The organism is Anaerobacterium chartisolvens, assembly GCF_003337415.1.
Classification (GTDB): domain Bacteria; phylum Bacillota; class Clostridia; order Acetivibrionales; family DSM-27016; genus Anaerobacterium; species Anaerobacterium chartisolvens.
In genome coordinates this window covers 22,324-41,182 of record NZ_QPJT01000024.1, presented here as the reverse complement: position 1 = coordinate 41,182, position 18,859 = coordinate 22,324, and the positions used below count along the sequence as shown (strand labels likewise).

17 protein-coding genes are annotated in these 18,859 nt (G+C 37.3%); 11 read left to right on the top strand and 6 right to left on the bottom strand.

All coding sequences use genetic code 11. The features are described 5' to 3' along the window. Positions 1 to 210 precede the first annotated feature (210 nt). From DFR58_RS17145 to DFR58_RS17125, 5 genes are all read left to right on the top strand, one after another. Positions 211 to 786 carry an HD domain-containing protein gene (locus DFR58_RS17145; protein ID WP_114299082.1) on the top strand — a complete coding sequence of 192 codons (576 nt, stop codon included), beginning with the start codon at positions 211 to 213 and terminating at the stop codon, positions 784 to 786. A gap of 99 nt (positions 787 to 885) precedes the next feature. Further along, positions 886 to 1,251: a hypothetical protein gene (locus DFR58_RS17140; RefSeq protein WP_114299081.1), complete on the top strand. Its 366-nt coding sequence runs from the start codon at positions 886 to 888 to the stop codon at positions 1,249 to 1,251. Further along, a complete protein-coding gene (locus DFR58_RS17135) occupies positions 1,197 to 1,931 on the top strand; it encodes a hypothetical protein (RefSeq protein WP_147273199.1) in 735 nt (244 codons plus the stop codon). Before DFR58_RS17140 ends, DFR58_RS17135 begins: the two co-directional genes overlap by 55 nt. Before the next feature lie 162 nt (positions 1,932 to 2,093). Then, positions 2,094 to 3,086, top strand: coding sequence for a hypothetical protein (locus DFR58_RS17130; RefSeq protein WP_114299079.1), 993 nt, complete (start codon positions 2,094 to 2,096; stop codon positions 3,084 to 3,086). Positions 3,087 to 3,247: 161 nt separating this feature from the next. Next, a complete protein-coding gene (locus tag DFR58_RS17125) occupies positions 3,248 to 3,847 on the top strand; it encodes a hypothetical protein (RefSeq protein ID WP_114299078.1) in 600 nt (199 codons plus the stop codon). A 98-nt stretch (positions 3,848 to 3,945) separates the two neighbouring features. On the opposite strand, the gene DFR58_RS17120 is transcribed toward DFR58_RS17125, so the two are convergent. The 6 genes from DFR58_RS17120 to DFR58_RS17095 form a co-directional block, all read right to left on the bottom strand. After that, positions 3,946 to 5,751 carry a vWA domain-containing protein gene (locus tag DFR58_RS17120; RefSeq protein ID WP_114299077.1) on the bottom strand — a complete coding sequence of 602 codons (1,806 nt, stop codon included), beginning with the start codon at positions 5,749 to 5,751 and terminating at the stop codon, positions 3,946 to 3,948. 4 nt (positions 5,752 to 5,755) lie between these two features. Then, the gene (locus DFR58_RS17115) at positions 5,756 to 6,817 is read right to left on the bottom strand and encodes an AAA family ATPase (protein ID WP_114299076.1); all 1,062 of its coding nucleotides are present in this window, start codon (positions 6,815 to 6,817) and stop codon (positions 5,756 to 5,758) included. Positions 6,818 to 6,926: 109 nt separating this feature from the next. Further along, positions 6,927 to 7,568 (bottom strand): peptide chain release factor H, encoded by a 642-nt coding sequence (gene prfH, locus DFR58_RS17110; RefSeq protein WP_114299075.1) that lies wholly within the window; start codon positions 7,566 to 7,568, stop codon positions 6,927 to 6,929. Positions 7,569 to 7,576: 8 nt separating this feature from the next. Continuing rightward, entirely contained in the window at positions 7,577 to 8,701 is a 1,125-nt protein-coding gene (locus DFR58_RS17105) for an RNA ligase RtcB family protein (RefSeq protein WP_114299074.1), read from the bottom strand. A gap of 432 nt (positions 8,702 to 9,133) precedes the next feature. Beyond that, positions 9,134 to 10,135, bottom strand: coding sequence for a nucleotidyltransferase domain-containing protein (locus DFR58_RS17100; RefSeq protein WP_114299073.1), 1,002 nt, complete (start codon positions 10,133 to 10,135; stop codon positions 9,134 to 9,136). A gap of 81 nt (positions 10,136 to 10,216) precedes the next feature. Beyond that, on the bottom strand, positions 10,217 to 10,990 hold the full coding sequence (locus DFR58_RS17095) for a nucleotidyltransferase domain-containing protein (RefSeq protein WP_114299072.1): 774 nt from the start codon (positions 10,988 to 10,990) through the stop codon (positions 10,217 to 10,219). 161 nt (positions 10,991 to 11,151) lie between these two features. Here DFR58_RS17095 and DFR58_RS17090 point away from each other — a divergent pair, with 161 nt between their 5' ends. From DFR58_RS17090 to DFR58_RS17065, 6 genes are read left to right on the top strand one after another with little or no spacing between them, the layout of a single operon-like run. After that, positions 11,152 to 12,063, top strand: coding sequence for an NUDIX hydrolase (locus tag DFR58_RS17090; protein ID WP_114299071.1), 912 nt, complete (start codon positions 11,152 to 11,154; stop codon positions 12,061 to 12,063). Between the two features lie 15 nt (positions 12,064 to 12,078). Continuing rightward, positions 12,079 to 12,750 carry a cysteine hydrolase family protein gene (locus DFR58_RS17085; RefSeq protein ID WP_114299070.1) on the top strand — a complete coding sequence of 224 codons (672 nt, stop codon included), beginning with the start codon at positions 12,079 to 12,081 and terminating at the stop codon, positions 12,748 to 12,750. Then, positions 12,751 to 14,193 carry a nicotinate phosphoribosyltransferase gene (locus tag DFR58_RS17080; protein ID WP_114299069.1) on the top strand — a complete coding sequence of 481 codons (1,443 nt, stop codon included), beginning with the start codon at positions 12,751 to 12,753 and terminating at the stop codon, positions 14,191 to 14,193. It abuts the gene before it with no gap. Positions 14,194 to 14,212: 19 nt separating this feature from the next. After that, on the top strand, positions 14,213 to 14,722 hold the full coding sequence (locus DFR58_RS17075) for an O-acetyl-ADP-ribose deacetylase (protein ID WP_114299107.1): 510 nt from the start codon (positions 14,213 to 14,215) through the stop codon (positions 14,720 to 14,722). Positions 14,723 to 14,767: 45 nt separating this feature from the next. Continuing rightward, positions 14,768 to 16,783 (top strand): radical SAM protein, encoded by a 2,016-nt coding sequence (locus DFR58_RS17070; protein ID WP_114299068.1) that lies wholly within the window; start codon positions 14,768 to 14,770, stop codon positions 16,781 to 16,783. Next, entirely contained in the window at positions 16,780 to 18,852 is a 2,073-nt protein-coding gene (locus DFR58_RS17065) for a class I SAM-dependent methyltransferase (protein ID WP_114299067.1), read from the top strand. Before DFR58_RS17070 ends, DFR58_RS17065 begins: the two co-directional genes overlap by 4 nt. The last annotated feature ends 7 nt before the right edge of the window (positions 18,853 to 18,859 follow it).

The following is an 18,859-nucleotide window of genomic DNA, read 5'->3' as shown; positions in this document are numbered from 1 at the left end:
CTGCAGAGGTGCATTTTGAGCATTATGCCTGGGGAGTATGGGAGATGGTTTGATCAACCCATGATTATACAAAGAAAACATCGGGTCTGATAGAGTTTTTGGTTAATGTTCCAGTAGATTGTGAAATAAAGGTGAATTTTGAATTTAAAATTGACCGGCGTACTGAGGTAGTTATTAAGAGATAGAAAACCTTATGAGAGGGCTTGGTTTATGGGGAACAGTGTATTGGAAAGATATAATGCTTTAAAGGCACTTGTAGTGGTCCGTAAGGAGCAATTTAGCAGGCTTGTAGCTTTTATGGAAAATGAAACTGCTTGGCTGACAGCCCCTGCAAGTACCAAGTATCATTTGTGTAAGGAAGGCGGGCTTTTGGAGCATACTGTCAATGTTGCTGAAACCATGTTAAAGATTAAAGCTGCCATTGCGCCGGAAATCACAGATGAAAGCTGTGTTATCGTTGCATTATTGCATGATTTAGGCAAAGTTGGTATGCCTGGAAAACCCCAATACCTTTTAAATGAGCAAAACAAGAGCCCTAATCAGAATGGGAATAAGACTCAATTTCCTTACCGATTTAACTCTGAACTTACATATTTGAGTGTGCCAGTCAGGAGCATTTATTTAGCATTGCAGTATATCAGTCTTACTGAAGAAGAGGTACAGGCTATTGTCTATCATGATGGACAGTATGTGGAAGACAATCGCTCTTGCGCTACCCGTGAAGAACCACTGACACTTCTTCTTCAATATGCTGACAGTTGGAGCGGATTTGTGGTGGAGAAATAATTGCAATAATTAGGATATAAGTTTAGATTTTTTAGGTAGATCCAATGAGAAAACATAGAGAATGGACGGAAACAAAGAAAAAGTGAGGTTGCAAATGATATGTCATATAATTCCCGGTTTATTGTTGATGTTGCAAAACTTCTAATTCAATATGCTGTTAATGGTAAGTTAGTAAGCTACAAAGAACTCTCAGATTGCTTTGGGAATGCAATTGCTCCCAGAAATACTGGTGGACCCATAGGTGTGATTTCAGAGGCGTGCTCACAAGCAGGTCTTCCTTTGTTGTCTGCCATTGTTGTAAATAGCTCAACAGGAATGCCTGGAGAAGGTTTTTTCATCCTTTTTAAAGAATTAAAAGGTGAAATGCAGTTAAAACCGTGGGATGAATGGCGGCAGGAATGCGAAAAAATATGGGCAGTAAAGGATTGGGAGCCACTCATGGATGTTTTAAATGGAGCTCGGTAATTGAATTATGTGGGAAGCGGATAGGTATTAATAACATGGCTTTAAAGAAAACACCCCCAAGAGAGCGGCGATTGCAAATGGCGAAAGCCTGGATTCCAACATATACAGGTAAAAATATTGTTAAAGGATATAGAAAGCATTTTGCGCTTTCACCTCTTGGTGCTGTGGCGGATCTGCAAATGATGGGGTATGAGTTTACCCCTGAATATATAGAGGAATTGAAAAGAGATGAAGTAAATAGAAGTAATTCAAAAAGAAAGCCAAAGGAAGAATTGCTTGAATTTCTTGAATATGGTGAATTTGATGATGAAGAGGCTGTAGAATTATGGTGGTTTTCAAGTGATGATGAATGTGGAAGCGTGCCGCCCAAGACAAGAAAGTTCAAAAATCATGAATTTGTAGATGGCAAGCTATTGCAGACCAATAAGAAGTTTTCACAGCTTAAGGAGAAGCAAAAAGCATTGATTGCAGAATGGTTTTTTATTGAATGTAACAGCTTCTATAAAAACAACAATAAGTTTCCATCATCAAAGAGCGATACAGAAGCCATCCTTGATTTGGTTTATGATCGTATTCAAGAGCGTGATATATGGATTCCTTTTGGCGAGATTAAGCATTATTTTGGAAAGAGAAAAACCAAGATTGAGAAGAGGGTGTTAAAGAAGCTTGAAAATGTGTGAGTGGATTTTGGGAAATGAGAGTAATTTTATTGGAAATATATGTAGATAGATATGTTGGATGAAGACCATGATTTTTGTTTTCCAGAGAATTATGAAGTGGGATTATGATGATTTTGTCTATAATGGGAAGCTTAAAAGGCAATGAAGATATAGAGGTGTTTTATGGGTAAAAACAATAAAAGGAAGACTGGCCCAGATGAAGGTTTGGTTATTGAACAATTATATTCACTTAATAAGGAATTTTATAGCGACTATTCTAAGGATTATTTTGGTCTAAAAATGTTAGTTCTTGGAAGGGTGATTAGTAACCCTGGCCGTTTTTTAGATTTAATGAATAATGATGAACCCGTAAAGATAGGTGCTTTTGAGGTTAAAGGTAATAATAAAATAGAAATTGATGAGATTGAGAAATATGCTAAACTTGAGTTAGCTACAACTTACTACCATTGTATTGAGACGTTTTTAAGACTTTTTATGGCTCATTCAACTTTGAAACAATGTCCATGGTTTGAAATATCACGAGAGACCAGCTTTGTTGAGTTTAAGAAAAAATTGGCGGAATTTTCTGAGAGAAGATTCAATATCAGGCATGAACAGCTTTCAGAAGATGATGTATTCCTCTATGTTTTTTATGGTACTACAGAATTAAGTGAATTAAAGGAATTTGATGAAAAACTGAGTAAAGAAGAAGCTGCAGGAGTATTAAAGAAATGGATAGAATGGGCATCAAGAGAGCTATTAAAAGTGTATGATTACAATGCTTATAAACATGGTCTAAATATCGCTACCGGAAAAAGGGGTTTCAAACTAGGACAGGGTGAAGATGATAAGATTGAAGAACATGGCGAAAGCTTAAAGTTTATTACTAAAATTGAAAAAAAAGATAGGTGGGTATGGCAAAAAAACATTGTATTTACACCACTGGACTTTAGGGCTGCAATGATACATATTATAAATGGGTTAATAAATAACATAATAAAAGTTGGAAGATTTACTTATTTAAAAGAACAGTTTTCGGAATTTCTATTTTTAGGTTCAAAAGCACTACCTGAAAGCTTTTATAAGGAAATTAAAACTGAGAACAAATTTGGTGTTTCAGTAGAAGGATACTCAATAGAATTACAGTATTATAAGAAAGACACTAACGCAATATAAATATGCAGCTATAATATACACAAGATAACCTGATTAACACCTTCCAATTATCTATATAAAAATTTATCATGCAAGCTTCAGGTTTGGCTAATAGTAGGCATTTGACAGTTAATGGAGAATTGGTATAATACCTATAAAATGTTATATGTAAAGGATAGAGAATGATAAATCTTATTTCTGAAAATACTTCTTCAAAAGTAAATTGGCAAGGAAAAATTGTATCTATTCAACCTCGAACGAGAGTTTGGAGATATCTCACAGATAATCGAACCCATTATCATTTAGGGTACAATTTTTTTATTGAAGGGTATAGTTGTGATTCTAAAAAACAGTTTACAGTAGCAATTTCTGAAAAACAGCAGTTAAAGGGATTATATCGGGTAGGAGATATACTTGAAGGAACAGCATGGACAAAAAAATATGAAGAAAGAGAATTTGCAGATTATTATAAAGTAGGTTCTTTAAAACTTTTGGAAAGAGTAAATGAAAATTTTGAAGCATTACCGCCACCATGGGTAATGATGCCTCCATCTATACAGACATATGAGGAAAGAGGGGCAAGAATATTAAGTAAAAGTCAATGGGATTTTGATAAAGATATAAAAAAATATCGATTTGAAACATTTTGTTATGGTCCAAAGTCATGCAAACATTATAAAATGGGTAGACCACGTTCGGTTCCATATAAAAATAGAGGTTCAGCTCTTGATGACGGATACTTAGATGAGCTTTGCACTGAAGGTAGAGATGATGACGATTAGAATTACATTGTGCCATTGAAAAATCAATTATAAATTTTTAAGTGTGAATATAAGTAAAAAGTTACCTGGGTTTGTTAATTTGATTAAGAATATTGGATCTAACTAAATCTAAAAACCTTTCCCTTTGGCATGAAAGGTAAGTTGTTCCCCTTGGGTATTAAAAAAGCATGATCCCTGTGTATCCTTAATGGTTCGCAGTAGCCATCAGTAATAATCAAAAGCGGACCCTCTTTAGGGAAGTCTTCAGCCTTTTCCAGCAGATCAATACCGGGTTGGAGTATTGTACCTCCACGGCCTTTTACCTTCACGCTTTCAGCTATAGCTTCTGGAGCCATATATCCTTGGTCATAAGTAGCAGCATCACAAAAAACTACCCTGACAAAAGGTACATCTCGTGAAATACTGTAACTGGCAATTGTGCCTAATGCCTTTGCAAGTAATGAACGATCCATTGAACCCGAAGTATCGAGTATAACTCCATATGTCCGACCTTCTTCAGAACCGGCAGCAGGTATCCAACGAGGTCGAGGTATGTCCGGAGTCGATGACTGACGGCGGCTAGGGCGTGCATACGAACGAACTTTTTCCAAAGGGGAAAAATAATTATCGAACCATTGAGCAAGTTCGACATCCCAGGGAACAGGAGGCTGACTTAAAGCTCGTATTTCTTCAATGAGTACTGCTGGTATATAACCACGTCCCTGTTCCTCGTGATAGGAAAGACCCTGACTTAGGGAACGGCGGTAAAAATCATCAAGACTTACTCCATTGCCTATTGCCCACCAGCCAGGAGTATCTTTTTCAAGTATATCTCCAAGCCCAATTCCTCTTAATGTGGCCAGTTTTCTAAATGTTCTGATATCGACAGCAATTCGGTCATATATTGTTTCAGCGGATAAACCCTTCAATTCTGGATCATAAAGGGTGCCTATTTTAGGAAGTTCTCCAAGCGCCATTTCAACAAGCCATCCGTTAATCACGTAATCACATGAGACATTCCATAAATAAGGATCACGGCCTTGACATCTTGCCTGATGTCTTAAACCAACATGTAACAATTCGTGTGCCATAACAAAGCGACATTCATAAAGATCCAGTCCAGCAGCAGGATTCATATATATTTCTCTCATATACGCATTAACTGCTGCAACTGAGATATCCATACGTGTGCAGATAACAGGATCTTCAATGATTGTAAAGCTTGCCGCTAAAGCACCTAAAAGAGGATAACTGCTGATAAACCAGTTTTTTGCTCTAACTGCAGGGGTCAGGCACTCCTTATCTGCTCCAAGAAAAGGTTCATGACCTGCAGCAACATTAATTGCACTTGTTACTGCCATTGAAAGACCTTTGGCAAAACAGTCAACCCAGTCAATTTTTCGTCCCGACCAATCCGTTTTCTCCTGTGCCATAATCATATCACCGCAGGTCAACCCTGCTGTGCCAAAACCAGTAAGTGAAGAGGGGATACCCTTTTCGATAAAATCGTTATAAAGCCTTTCCTCTGAAGGAGCAGAAAAATCAATAGCGTATTGCAGATCTGATGGCGCTCGGCCCAGTTTCATATCTGACAGGAATCTGGCAATAAAACAGTCACAGGCTGTATTCCACTTAATAGTGTCATCCTTATCATGAAAATGACCAAGCCCTAAATGAAGCAGACAGTGAGCGATGACGTAAGCCCATTCCAGGGGGTCCCCGCGTCTTGTAGGATGAACATGAAGATAGCCGTTTCTGGTTATTACTGCCCAACCATTCTCAGGGCATAAGTTACCCTTCCTCCGAACATCGTGAACGTGAGAAAGAAGAGGTGAAAACATAGGGTGCTGCTTTATTATGTTATACCCTCGAACATATTTTTCATAAGCAATATCATTTTGAGGAGCAATCTTTTTCTTTCCCATAGTTTTATGCTTCTTTCCTTTCTACCAGCCTTGGAAGGTCACGGACGATATCAACCATAAACCAGCCAGGCAAGCCTTCGTCTTCACCTTGCTTTGATACAACCATCTGTGCCATTTCAAGACTAATGGATGCAAGTTCTTTAATCAATGCCTTAGATTTATGCGCAAGCTTTTTCTGTTTTTCATTCATTACTTCCTTCTCATTGGGAAGCTGCTTGATAAGTTGCGCACGAAAGGATTGTGACAGAAAATATAGTATATCCCTGTCTTCAGGTTTGTAGGGCCATTTCTCTTCACCATCCATGATTGCTGACAACTGGTACCTGTCTTTTATTTGTTTAATAAAAGCCTTAAACTGTCCTGCGTGGTGAGGTGAAAGGCAGCTGTATGTCAATATCTCAAGGGCATCATCAGTTACTCGCTCTCCATACTCGTTTAAAGTATCACTTAGCATATGCCAGGAACGTGGAGTGGAGAAAGGTTCCTCGTGTTTTGGTGGCTGTGTCCAAAGGTGATCTGGACGTAAATTTATATATTCAATAACATAAGGATGAATACCACTTACTGATGCCCATTCCAACCAATCATGGTGGGAGACCTTAAGCTGTACATGCATCATTCTGTTAATCAGTGCAGAGGACATGGGTTTAACAATGGCACTATCCTGTGCTCTGTTACCGGCACCAATAACGATAGATCCTTTAGGAAGCTCATATTCTCCGATCCTTTGTTCGTGAATCAGACTGTAAAATGCCTTCTGAACTTCCTGACTGCAAGCATTCAGTTCGTCCAGAAAGAGACAGTAAGGATCTTTCCTTGCTATCATCTTTGGAGGACAGAATTGACTTACACCATTAATAATTTGGGGTACACCTATAATGTCCTCGGGTGCCAGTTGGCTGCCGAGCAGTGAAACACATGGAAGACCCAGTGATTCAGCAAATTGCTGTACCAGAGTAGATTTGCCGATGCCCGGTGGCCCCCAAATAAAGACTGGTCGTACTACTGCTATATTTAAAAGCAATTCTGATAATTTTTTTTGTGTAACTGTGATTGAAATATTCATGTATTACCTATTCCTTTCGGTGTCTTTTAACATTTCAGATTTTAAATAATTCAATATGTTAAAAATACACATCCTTGATGTTGTGCCTCGCATACAATAGCTAAATTACTTATCGAGGTACATGGCGTATATCTGTTTTTAATTTAAATCCCGAACCCTCATAGACTCTAATTGGGTTGCCTCTCTCGAGTGTGTTGTGTTGCATCCACATTATCATTTTATTGTTTGACGAATTCTCCTCATTTCTTGCCTTGATAAGATTTGATAACCGGGCAAGGGCAAGTTTTTTATTCATATACTGTGATCTTTCCTCACTTGCTGTTACAGTGAAACCGGTAGGAAGGTGAGTTGCCCTCACTGCTGTTTCTACCTTATTGACGTTTTGACCTCCTGGACCCGAACTTCTCATTGATTCAAACCTTACATCCTTTTCAGAGAAGTTAAGTTTCTCTGAGGATTTGAATACCTCTATATTTATGAACCAGTTTTTTCTCTTGTGGGCAGGTCGGTATGGGCTTTTACAAATCCATAGAACGGTACCACTTATAATTTCAATAATTTCCTCCTGTTCATGGCATTCTAGAGACAAGAGTACCGATTTCAAGTTGCCGGATATATTTCCTGGTGTTGCATCTATGACGTTAGTTGTTATTTCTTTACTACTGCATTCATTCTGGTATGATTTCAAGAAAAGGCTTACCGCAAGTTCGCATTCATCGGGACCTTTTCCAGAACTAATTTGTATCCACATATTTCCTCCTATGCTTTATATGTTAGTATTGGTTTGAAGGTTGCAATAACGTTTATCAATTCAAAATCTATTAGACTTTGAATTACAGTATCAATATTTTTGTAGGCTTCTGCCGCTTCTTCGAAAAGCAGATTGGTATCATTGCAAACAACTCTTCCTTTGAGTTTAGTAGACTTGATGCTTTCCTTAGTATATTTGTTTTCAAGTCTTGACCTGCACATGCTTCGTTCCCATTTTCGACCTGCACCATGAGCCAATGAATAGCCTGAGATTTCGGTATTGTCTTTTGGCATCACTAAATATGTGAGTGAGCCCCTGGAGCCTGGAATGATAACAGCACCTTGATCTGCAGGAGAAGCACCTTTTCTGTGAATGTATAGCAATTTACTATCTGATTCTTTTACACTCACACTATTATGGCAGCAATCTATCAGCTTGGTTGTTTGAGGACTTACTCCGAATGCCTTAAGAATTCTATATGCAATTAAATCCCTGCTGAGGGAAGCCCAATTGACAGCGTCATTATGCTTTGATAAGTATTCCTTGGCAGCTTCTGAAGATTGAGATAAACCGTTTTGCGCAGAGTAAACCCTTATACTTTCATCGAGGATAGTCTGGCCGTATCCTCTTGATCCACTGTGTATCAAAAGCATTATCTGATTTTTATCAAAGCCAAGGCTTCTAAATTTCTCTTCAGCAAATATTGTTTCAACTTCCTGAAGCTCTGCAAAATGATTGCCGCCCCCTATAGTTCCAAGACTTGCTCCTAAGGGAGAAGGTCTTTCTCCCAAAAGAGAAAGGGACAGATTTTCATCTCCAGTTTCAGGCAATGCAATTTCTTTTAAGTTTCCGATACGCTCTAGCGTTTTTATCAGTCTATCAACTTTGACCTTTCTCTTTTCTATTTCTGTCATAAACATGCTCATTCCACAGCCGATATCATTACCTACTAAATGAGGGTAAATTATACCTTCAGTAATAATTGCTGCTCCTACAGGAGTCTTTCCGGGGTGAAGATCGGGCAATCCAATTGCTCTAACTACACCAGGCAGGTTACTAATCTGATTAAGTTGGTTTACTGCATTTTGCTCAAGCCAATTCTTTTCAGACGAAATGATAGTTACATTATTCATATATAATTTGTTCTCTCCTTCTACATTCAACATGCCCCTTAATCCTTAAAAGGGCATAAAAATACCGTGATACAGTAACCACGGCAATCAAAAGGGGACATTTCTTATAAGATGTGTCCCCTCACATAAGCAATAAAAAAACACGATAACCCATCGTGCAATCTGTAAATAGTATATTTGTTTATTAACAGGTGAAGGTTACTTTAAAGGTTGACCACAAAAAGCATGCTAAACAAAGAGACTAATACGCCTCATGCATTGCCCTTTTGGTCCAATATTCAATTATAAACTAAGCACCTCGTAATTTAATGTTGATGTCATTTTAAAAACTCCTTTCACCTGATTAGTTAATATAAATCTTACCATAACATAATATACTTGGACAAAACCATAAGTCAATATTTGTAACTAAATTGAAATATGATTATAACACTATAACAATATTCTGCCGTAAATCTCTAGCATTAATTCTTCGACACGCTTATAATCCGGTTCATCAGGAAGAGAAGTATTTTCGGCCGCCGATTTGAACCTACGTTCATACTCGTCAACCATTTCAAAAACTTGGTTGTAACTATACTTTCCGTTCCGGATATCTAGAAAAAGCTCGCGTTCATTTTCTCTATAAGTATTTATGCCTTTACCTTCAAGGATCTCAGTTCCTGTAACCAGAAGCCGGATTAAGTGCATGGCATGCTTGTTAAGGTGAAGCTCATCCTTTTTGCTGTTCCTATGATTCAGTTTGGAGTAATCCTTCACAATGTTATTCATATCTGAATAGATATTTTTAAGGTCCCTCAGGGGATAATGTTTCAGGCTTATATCAATAAATATTTCTGTGTCCATTTCTTCCTTTTCAGATTTATCAACATATAAGTTGATATCGTTATCAGTAAAGCTTTTATAGGTTCTTTTTAAATGATCCATTTGCCCTAGAATACTGTTTAATATATGTTGTTCCTTTTCGGCTTGAGGATAGTTATCCCTTGCCAGAGCATTTTGTAGTCTTCTGAGCTGGGCTGTTGCATAATTGCCAAAACTCTGGATAGCCTTCTTGGATAAGAAAAGGTCAATATTATCTCTTAGAAGCTTGCCTTCTTCGGTTATTATAAGGAGATGTTCAGGTCTGGTTCCTAGTATTTCAAGAACATTTGGGTTACTGTTTAAACATAGAGTAATAAATTTCTTAAGGCCATAGATGACGGTGTCAGTTATCCTGTCTTCAAACTGTTCAAAGCTCGATAAGCCCATGATATCCTGACTTGTTTCTACTGTAACGCCTCTGACGTCAATATCGCTGGTGTCTACATTTGTTCCATACGCAATAGACCCTGCAGTTGTAAGGATTAATATATTCTTCCCAAGGTGTGGATCTGTTCTAAGAAACTCATATTCGCTAGAATTTAGCTTTTCTTTTATAGACTGTATATCCATGTAGTTGCTCCTTTGTTTATTTGGGGAAACTCCTTAACGTAAAAGGAATACTTCTTGTTCAGAAAGGTGTGTCCCCTTTCCTTAACCGCCCCAGACTTCCTTAAGTATTTCGCGGAATAAGGCATTTAATAAATTATAATCAGATGTTTTTTCTTTTCTAACAGTTTTGAGATATTGTTCATAATAGTAAATTTTTCTTTTTAGAAAATCAGTTATAATTGGACTTTTAGGTTCAATGTCAATTTCCAAACCAGAAGTCTTTTTCTCAAGCAGCTTATTGATTTCATTGACCAAGATACCATCAAGTTGTTGTGCTGCCATTAGCTTGCTGAACTCCATTGGAGGCATGGTATTGTTCTTCTCAATCCACATGCATGCCAGAATAGGTCTTAAGATATAAAAATATCGTTTGATCTTGACCTGTTCAGTACTCATAATTTCTTCATACTTGTTTCTGGCTATATGAAGGTAATGGTAAATTGTTGGCACAGGGGAGAAGTAGTAAGGTAATAAGTCTCTCATTCTCTGTGCTGCACTGGAGTCCTCCGTGTATACGATGGGGGAACTGAGCCACTCCAGTAATGTAGGATTTGACTTTTTATACTGCAGCAATGCCTTTTTGATATCCCAACCGTTTATATCCAGCAAATCATTGATTGGAACCTCAATAAAGTCCTTTTTATCTTCAATCGATAAATACCAGTCAGTGGGATGGATATATATAAAACGTACATCGTAGTCGCTGTCTTTGGATGCAAAACCCCAACCTCTGCTACCGGATTCAATTGCATAGAGGATTTTGATATTGTTCTCTTTTTCAATAACATCTAGTTTTTTCATTATTTCAACCTGCATAAGTTAATACCTCGATTACTTTTGTTAATAACAATTATAATACATACAGAGAATTTTACAAATTAATAAAAATATATTGACAACAAAATATAAATGGTAATATAATGATATTAACAAATTGATAATATCATTGAGCGAATAACAAATTAAGGGTGATAATAATGGGTGAAAATAAAATGATAAATAAACAGGGACTTACCGAGGAGCAATTCTTAACAACATATGATGCGAGTAAATATGAGAGACCATCGGTAACGGTAGATATGCTGATTTTTACAGTAACTGAAGAAGAAAAGAAAAACTACAGAAAGCTGCCAGAAAAAGTTTTAAAGCTATTGATGATTAAAAGAGGTGATCATCCATACATGGGTCAATGGGCTCTTCCTGGTGGTTTTGTGCAGATGAATGAAAGTTTGGATGAAGCAGCGGGGCGGGAACTGAAAGAGGAAACCAACATTGATGACATATATATGGAACAACTTTATACATGGGGAGATGTAGCCAGAGATCCACGCACAAGAGTGATAAGTGCTTCATATATGTCACTGGTTGATAGTTCTACTCTTGATATTAAGGCAAGCGACGATGCAGACGATGCAAAATGGTTTACAGTATCTTGTAAATTATATCAGGAGCAAAAGACAGTAACTGAAAAAGGGCATATACTTCAACGGTTATTCAAATTGAGTTTGTCAAACGAGGAGGATATCCTTTCTGCAATTGTAAAGACAGTAAAAACTGTTGAAGGGAAAGTAACAAAAATACAAAGAGAAATTATTGAATCAAATGGAATAGCTTTTGACCATGCAAAAATCATAGAATATGGAATTGATAGGCTCCGCAGCAAGATAGAGTACACAGATATAGCTTTTAATCTAATGCCGGAACTCTTTACTCTGACTGAGCTTCAGCAAGTGTACGAAGTTATTCTTGATACGGAACTATTAAAAGCTAACTTCAGAAGGAAGACTGCCGATATGGTGACTGAAACGAATGAGTATACCAAGGATGCAGGCCACAGACCTTCAAAATTATTCAAGTTTAACCCAAATTGGACCAATATTTCTGAGTGAGAGGAGATGACCAATATGAGGATGATAAATAAAAATGATTTTTTAAAAAGAAGTGTTGAAACTCTTGGAGAGATATTTGATATGCTGGCAAATCTTCCAATACTTCAATTGAAAGATTTACAGGGCAAGAAAACAGCGTTTGTGATTGTTGATATGATAAATGGCTTTGCTAGGGGAGGAGCATTAAAAAGCTCCAGAGTTGAAGAACTAATACCTAAAATAACAAAGCTATCAAGGATGTGCGATGAATTGGAGATTTCAAAGCTTGCATTTGCAGATTGCCATACGGTCGCTTCACCAGAATTTGATGCATATCCAGCGCATTGCATTATGGGAAGTTACGAGGGAGAAATTGTTGATGAAATCAAAGAAGTAGGAGGCTACACTCTTATTCCAAAGAATTCTACAAACGGCTTCCTTGAAGAGGAATTCCAAAAATGGTTTGAACAAAACAATAAAATTGATACTTTTATTGTTACCGGTGATTGTACAGATATATGTGTTCAACAATTTGCGATAACACTAAAGACTTGGTTTAATATGCAAAATAAAAAAGCCAGAGTTATTGTTCCTGTAGATGCGGTTGAAACCTATGATTTTGGAACACATAACGGGGATATGATGAATGCAATGGCATTGTATAATATGATGATTAATGGAATAGAAGTGGTTGCGGGGGTGGAATAAATGGACAAGATGAACTTAACAATGTTGACTGATTTTTATGAATTAACCATGGCAAATGGGTATTTACAGAACGGTCTAAAAGATAAAATTGCATATTTTGATATGTTTTTCAGAAAGGTGCCGGATAATGGTGGATTTGCGATAATGGCAGGGGTTGAGCAGCTTATACAGTACTTAAAGAATCTTAGTTTCGACGATGAGGATATTGAGTACTTACAGAGCAAAAAGTTGTTTAGTGAAGAATTTTTACTATACCTTAAAGACTTCAAATTTAGCTGTGATGTTTGGGCTGTACCTGAAGGAACTCCAATATTCCCTAATGAACCTGTAATAACGGTTAGCGGTCCTGTTATTGAAGCTCAGTTTATAGAAACAATGGTCCTGCTGACGATAAACCATCAGAGTCTGATAGCTACAAAGTCAAATCGTATAGTTAGAGCAGCGCAAGGAAGAGACGTTATGGAGTTCGGGTCAAGAAGAGCTCAAGGTTATGATGGAGCTATCTATGGAGCTAGAGCAGCATACATAGGAGGCTGTGTTGGAACAGCATGTACTATTGCTGAGAGAGATTTTGATATTCCAGTCATAGGTACAATGGCTCACAGCTGGATTCAGATGTTTTCAACGGAACTTGAGGCTTTTCGGGCTTATGCTATGGTCTATCCTGAGAATTGCACATTCCTTGTAGATACCTATAATGTACTGAAATCCGGTATTCCTAATGCTATAAAAGTATTCAATGAAGAAATAGTTCCAAGAGGCTTCAGGCCCAAGGGTATAAGAATAGATAGCGGAGATATTACTTATCTGTCAAAGGAAGCAAGGAGAATGTTGGATGAAGCAGGCTTCCAAGATTGCAGGATTGTAGCATCCAATTCTTTGGATGAATTTATTATCAGGGATATTCTTATGCAAGGTGCGCAGGTGGATTTGTTCGGTGTCGGTGAACGTCTTATCACTTCCAAGTCAGAGCCTGTATTTGGTGGGGTTTACAAGCTGGTGGCTGTTGAGAAAAATGGTGAAATAGTTCCCAAGATAAAGCTTAGCGAGAATGTAGGCAAAATTACCAATCCTGGATTCAAAAATACTTGGAGGCTTTTTGATAAAGAGACTGGGAAAGCAATAGCGGATGTGCTAACAACTAACGAAGAAACTATAGATGAGAACAAGCCTTATGAATTATTTGATCCTGAGTATACATGGAAGAGAAAGACTGTAACAAATTTCTATGCTAAAAGGCTTTTGACTAAGATTTTTGATAAAGGAACTTGTGTATATGAAAGTCCTAAATTGAAAGTTATAAAGAGCTATTGCAAAGAGCAGATTGATACGTTATGGGATGAAGTCAAAAGGTTTGAAAATCCTCATAAATACTATGTCGACTTGTCAAAGCCTTTATGGGAGATGAAAGAAAGACTACTGCAAGAGTATTCTGTAAAATAAAATGGAGGGATTTGTTGTGATAGATAGATTTGAAGTGATTAAAGGTGATATAACGAAGCAGAATGTTGATGCGATAGTAAATGCGGCTAACACTTCACTACTTGGTGGCGGTGGTGTGGATGGAGCCATCCACAGAGCGGCAGGACCGGAATTGGTTATGGAATGCAGGGAACTTCATGGTTGCAAAACCAGTCAAGCTAAGATAACAAAGGGGTACAAATTATCCGCTAATTGGGTTATCCACACTGTAGGACCTGTTTGGCAGGGAGGAAATAAAGGAGAAGACGAACTTTTGGCAACATGCTATAGAAATTCTTTAGAACTAGCGGTTAAAAATGGTGTAAGAACCATAGCTTATCCGTCAATAAGTACAGGCGCATACAGGTTTCCTGTAGAAAAGGCAGCAATGATAGCCATTAATGAGATTAAGAGGTTCCTTGAAACAGATTCAAGTATTGAGAAGGTGTTGATGGTTTGCTTCGATGAGGATACATATAGAAAATATCTAGAAATTTGTGGGAGCTTTTAATAAGAACTAAAGGAAGCCTAATAATTTAGAAGAAGGTGGACGAATATGAACGCAAATCTAATATTTGAAAATGGACTGTTGTATCATCACTATGCAAATACAGCATATCCTTTGACTCCAAAATCATTTATGGAATATCGTATTAATGACCCATCGCAAATACAAAATTTTCTGACTTCGGAATGGGCAAAGGCAGACGAATTGAGTCTCTATGTACATATACCATTTTGCAAGGTAAGATGCAATTTTTGTGAATATGCTGTATTGCAGGATGTTGATATATGTACTGAGGATCTATATGTTTCGTTGCTTCTAAAAGAGATTCAAATGTATAAGGCGATATTGAAGGACAAAAAAATTGTAGGATTTGATATGGGAGGGGGAACTCCAACAAAATTGTCAGCAGGCAATTTGAAGAAAATTACAGAAGCTATTACAAATTCATTTAACATACAAGATAATGTTATTTTCAGTATAGAGACAACCCCGGTTATTGCTGCTAAAGAACCTGAAAAAATTTTAGAAGTTTATGAGATGGGATATAAAAGAATTAGTATGGGTATTCAAACCGTTTCTGAAAAACTGCTAAACGAGTTGGGAAGAGAAGGAACAACCCATATATATGAACAAGCCACGCAAAATATTAGAAAAGCTGGGTTTAAGCAATTCAATATTGATCTTATGTATGGCTTTCTACATCAAAGTAATGAGGAATTCGAAAATACAATTCGTTATGCAATTTCCTTAAACCCTGAATACATAACACTGTACCGTAACCGTTACAAAGGAACAAAATTAGAAAAGGAAGCAGACGGGGTATCTTTGTATAAGATAATATGTCAGTATCGTTTGGCATATGAAATATTGCTTGAAAATGGCTATATGGCAAATGAGGGTAAAAATACATTCAGTAAAGTAAAAGATGATTACGGAACAAGCGATTACCTGACAAAGCGTGTGATTAATGGAATTCCCTATGTGGGAATGGGACTGGGGGCGCAATCGTTTGGAATGGATTACCTGGCATATAATGAAGGTGCTGCAAGTAAGCAGTTAGCAAAATATCAAAATAAAATAGAAAATAATCAATTCCCAGTACAGGACATTTATAGATTACCGAAGGAAGAATCTATAGCTAAAATGGTATCAGTTGCTTTTTATTTTGGATTTGTAGATTTGGAAGCGTTTCATAATAGATTTGGTGTTTCATTTTTAGAGCATTTTAAGAATGAAGTTGAGTTTGCTACACAGGAAGGGCTAATGGAAATAAAGGGAAACAGGATTTTCCTGACAAAACGAGGTGCGGATTATATCAATGGTGTTATTCCGCTATTTTATTCAGATAAGTCAAAAGTAGAGCTAACGGAACTTTTTAATAAGGCAGATCAACGTTCTGAAGGTGAAAAAGAGTTTTTAAAGGCATATAGAATTGAAGATTATCAAAGGCCATCTCTTGCAGCTGATATAGCTGTATTTGCTTTAAATAATGGTGAGATGAATGAGTGTAATGATTTATCTGAGAAACGACTTTCTGTTCTTCTGATAAAACGTGGGGAACACCCATACATGAATAATTGGGCTTTGCCTGGTGGTTTTGTAAAACCTGGCGAATCAGTAGAACAAGCAGCATATCGTGAACTACAGGAAGAAGCGGGAATATCGGAAGTTTGCCTGTCACAACTCCAAGTGTTCAGTGAACCGAAACGCGATCCTAGAGGTTGGATTGTTTCTTGTTCCTTTATAGCATTGACTGAGGGGAAAAATCTTCAAATGCAATTTGGTGAGGATGCCATTGATGCGCAGTGGTTTGATATTCAATATATGAAACTCGATACATCCACACAAGAAATAATAAATGGAAATACAACACAAGAGCAATACAGCCTTGTACTAACAAATGAAAATACTAAGCTTACTGCTACGCTTGATAGGGTAGCAACTGATTCATTGTATAACAAAAATGTGAAATGTGATATTCTGGATACGAAGGGAATTGCCTTCGATCATGCTAAAATACTGGCATTTGCCATAGAACGTATACGTGGTGAGGTGTTACATTGAAATCTTTAACAGCTATAGAAAGAATAAAGAATGGCGATCTGAAGGTGCTTAAAAGCGAAAAATGGCTCAAGTATCTAGCATTAACATCAGAGAGCAATATCAATCTTGAACGTCTTAACTCCCTTGAGGAAATGAGAAATAATTACGTACTAAACTATGTAGAAAAAACACTTAAAGCACTTGCAACCTTGAAGCTAAGTGAGGACCAAGCCTATATAATTGAAGAGACATTAAAATGGTCTGAGGTTGCCAAATCTGGGCTTGCGCATCAAAGGAAACAGTGGATAAATAAAGGGTTCAACCTCTTTGCCCATAATATTGGCTCTGCAGAAATCTATCTAGAGCAATCTGAAGAATCAAACCCTGAAATCAAGAGGATAGTACACAACCTTATTCAAACTCATGGCTTGATAGGACAGTACATAAGAGGAGAGGTGCCACTTACGGATAACAAACCACTCTACCAACTTGTTGAAGACAATAAAATGTCAGCTACCGAGTTGAAAGAAATATTAAAGGCACTCAATTATTGTATTGTGACTGCAGTTGATGAAGGTATATGGACAGATATAAGCAAACAGGTGTGCGAGGTAATCGGATATGTTATAAAAGGGAAGTTTGATAAACAGTATGAGGTCAAGGAAAGAATAAGTCGTTTAAGAGCTGTATCTATTAGTAACGGCGAGAATTTTGATGCAGAATATGAAAAGATTCTTTTTGATCCGAGGATCATAGAAAAAATAACTAAGTTGCTTGAAATGGCTGATTTATGGTATGTGGAGGCTGCGCTATTTGATTTTTCATTTGAAGAATTTATAAAGGCATTTCTGCTCATTACGCAGGAAGTAAATTTATTCAAAGCTAAACATATCAGCTTTGAATGGTTGATGAAGGCTATTTACTACCAGCATGAAGGGAAGAAACGAGTTAATATTTATAAAAAACGGATCATTGAAAAGTATCTTGCGGATATCACAATACAGGATATATTGGAAGGAAGCTATAAAGATAACCTGCACGTTGCGCATGAGGTAACCTTCCATGAAAGCTTGGATGATACTGTGTTTTTTTCTTTCAGGTTTTCAGCGGCCGGCACAAAGCTTATCGAATTCTGTATTGAGGCTGAGAAATCCGATGTGTTGTATGAAAGTGCCATCATCCTGCTATTTGACCTGTTCGGCCTGAGAAAGGATAAATATGACCGCTTTTATGAAGAAGAGAAATATCTTGCAACTATGAATCAGACTATAGACTACAAGAAAGTCATACTTGATTACATCAGTGGCACCAGTATTATTGATATTGGTCCGGGAGGCGGAGCCCTGATGGACCTTATAGAGGAAAGGTATCCGGAGAAAAAGGTTTTAGGAGTCGATATTGCACAGAATGTACTGGATAGCTTGAAAAAGAAAAAGCATTTGGAAAACAGGAAATGGGATGTGTTATACGGAGATGCCCTTAATTTAGGTGAGTATATTGAAATAGGGAGTGTCGATACGGTAATCTTCTGTTCTATCCTGCATGAACTGTTCTCCTATATCGAATACAACGGAAGAAAGTTTAATCATGAAACATTAGCTGCTGCATTCAAAAGTGTATTTGAGGTTCTGCCGGCTGGTGGGAGGATTATTATACGTGATGGTATTATGACAGAGCCGGAATGTGAAAAAAGAATCATAAAGTTTCTATCAGAGGAGGGAATGCAATTCCTTGAGAGGTATGCAAAGGACTTCAAGGGTAGGGGGATTGAGTACACTGTAGTTGGACAGAATGAGATGCTAATGCCGATAAACGATGCAATGGAATTTTTATATACCTATACATGGGGAGAAAAGTCATACGTCCATGAGGTGAACGAGCAGTTTGGATACTTTACTCCAAGCGGATTTAAGGAATTTATACTTTCTGTGTTAGGCAAAGAGGCTAAAATAATAGAGTTCAAGCATTTTCTGCAAGACGGCTATACAATAGCCTTGTCACAGAAAATTGAATTCTTTGATACTGATAGAAATCCGGCAAGGCTGCCAGATAGTACATGTATTGTTGTAATTGAAAAAATATGTGATTAATAAAAGG